The organism is Paenibacillus forsythiae T98 (assembly GCF_000520735.1).
Taxonomy (GTDB): domain Bacteria; phylum Bacillota; class Bacilli; order Paenibacillales; family Paenibacillaceae; genus Paenibacillus_AQ; species Paenibacillus_AQ forsythiae.
Map to the genome: position 1 here is coordinate 1 of NZ_ASSC01000746.1, position 1,997 is coordinate 1,997.

General features: G+C 39.1%; 2 protein-coding genes. Both read right to left on the minus strand.

The window, feature by feature from the left end; genetic code table 11:
* Nucleotides 1-360 precede the first annotated feature (360 nt).
* Nucleotides 361-654: a hypothetical protein gene (locus L692_RS0122625; RefSeq protein WP_025702252.1), complete on the minus strand. Its 294-nt coding sequence runs from the start codon at nucleotides 652-654 to the stop codon at nucleotides 361-363.
* A gap of 58 nt (nucleotides 655-712) precedes the next feature.
* Entirely contained in the window at nucleotides 713-1,447 is a 735-nt protein-coding gene (locus tag L692_RS0122630) for a MerR family transcriptional regulator (protein ID WP_025702253.1), read from the minus strand.
* Nucleotides 1,448-1,997: the final 550 nt, after the last annotated feature.

Below are 1,997 nucleotides of genomic sequence, written 5' to 3' on the forward strand. Positions count from 1 at the left end.
AGCCGAGGGGAGTCGAACCCCTGTCCGAAGATAACGGCACATAAGCTTCTACGAGTGTAGTGACAGATTTGATGTCACCCGAGTATCGCCCCGTAACCAGATTCTCTATGGGTCAGCCTTCTTTCTTAGTAACCCAATTTACAGACCCGCTTTTGCAAAGCCGAGCCATAACTCCGGTGATCCCATCCAAACGCAATCGACGGGTACAACGTCCACTAGATTCGGAGACGTATAAAGAACGACACTTGGTTGAATGCTTTTTCAACAAAGTAAAAAACTATCGACGCCTGGCTACTCGCTATGAAAAAACGGCGAACATGTTCATGGCTTTTTTGACGCTACTTTCTATTCGTTTATGGCTTAAATAGGTTTGCGTACACACCCTAGCTCAACTGATTTGCGAGATAAAGTTTGTCCGAGCTTAATCCCATGCTTATACCTCTTCCTTGTTACAACTTTCTGTTCTACGTCAAAGAGATCAGCAATCACACCATCAGTTATTACTTCGTCTATAAACATCTCCTGCAAGTCATCTGGAGGAAGTGTTTCTATGTCCAGTACTTCGCCGTTTGCCTTCTTCATAACATAGGATCTGAAAACAGGTGTTTCACGCTCCATAAAGTATTTAAATCTATCATATACTGATTTATTCATAACATTCCTCCTAAAAAAATTCGAAGTCTGTTATATCCCTTATAAGCTTTCGATCACATTAATACTCTTCCACTCGAACAACGCTACTACTAATAAGTGCTAACTCTAACTTTTCACGTTCCGTAGCTGTTAAGGTAGTTTTCATTCGATCATTTTGACCCGGATAGCCTAAGATACAGTCAAATTGTTGTTTTGCTTGTTTATTCTGAAAGATATATATACAATTATATCCAACAAGAAACGGAAAAGAATCCGATAATGTTGTTGGAAGCCGATCCCAATAGTAAGATGCAGGGCTAAACCCCCTTGCTGGTTTTACTGCAATTAATGGAATTAACCAATCTCTACCCACTTTTTTCGCTGTGCGTAATTTTCCACGCCGGATCCACTGGCGAACCGTTATTTCCGTCACATTATTAGTTGTAGCAAACTGTTCCACATTAACATAATCACATTTCACACTTAAAAGAGTAAATTCCTCTGTAAAAGTCATAGATTCCATGCCATCCTTATCTATATCAAACTCTTCACAGAAATAAAGCTTAAGGTCTATTCCGTCATTTGTCCTCTCATAATCATAAAACCACCAATCATCAGTTAATTGTGGCAAACTACAATTATCAAGTGCAGATTGGAATCTTTCACACAAGTCAATCATTGTGCTTCTATAGGAATCTAGATAATGTTCTTCAGGATCAAGTACATTTAACTCCATGTAATTCTTAAAAGCTAATTGAACATGTGCTTTATTGAAAGAATGTGTCTCCTTGAACAAGGCTAAATGTTCCCTCACAATATTACCCCCTAAATTGTATTACTTCGATACAATGATCGTATCGAAGTAATACAATTTAGTCAAGATAACATTTTCCTCAGATTTCCAGAGTCAAGAGCTGCCATTAGAGATTACTTGTAGCTATTAAGCAAAAAAACACAGCACCAATAGTAGCTGGAAAGCCGCCAAATTACACATGCTTATTTAAACGGTGCTTCCGTAGATATGTGTACTCCAGCAATAAAGAATTTATTTGGTATACACGAAGCAATACAATCGGAGATATGAATGATCTATTTAAAGCGATTACTGATAGAAGAAGATAATCAGGCTGACCCGAAGGAAAACGGTTTAGGAGCAATAATCGGATGGCATAAAATTGGGTGTATAAGGTGGTACCACCACGCATAGTGTCAGAACTATTTCTTATTCGACACCATACATGCTAGAAACCCTATAACCACGCGGATAAACCATCCGCGTCGAGTACGATAACATGAAAAAAAGACCCCTAAGGGTCTATTTTCTGATACTCCATATGGAGCCGAGGGGAGTCGAACCCCTGTCC

Excerpts from the sequence above, each read along its gene's own strand:
- L692_RS0122625 (WP_025702252.1), bottom strand. The coding sequence starts at position 654 with ATGAATAAATCAGTATATGATAGATTTAAATACTTTATGGAGCGTGAA.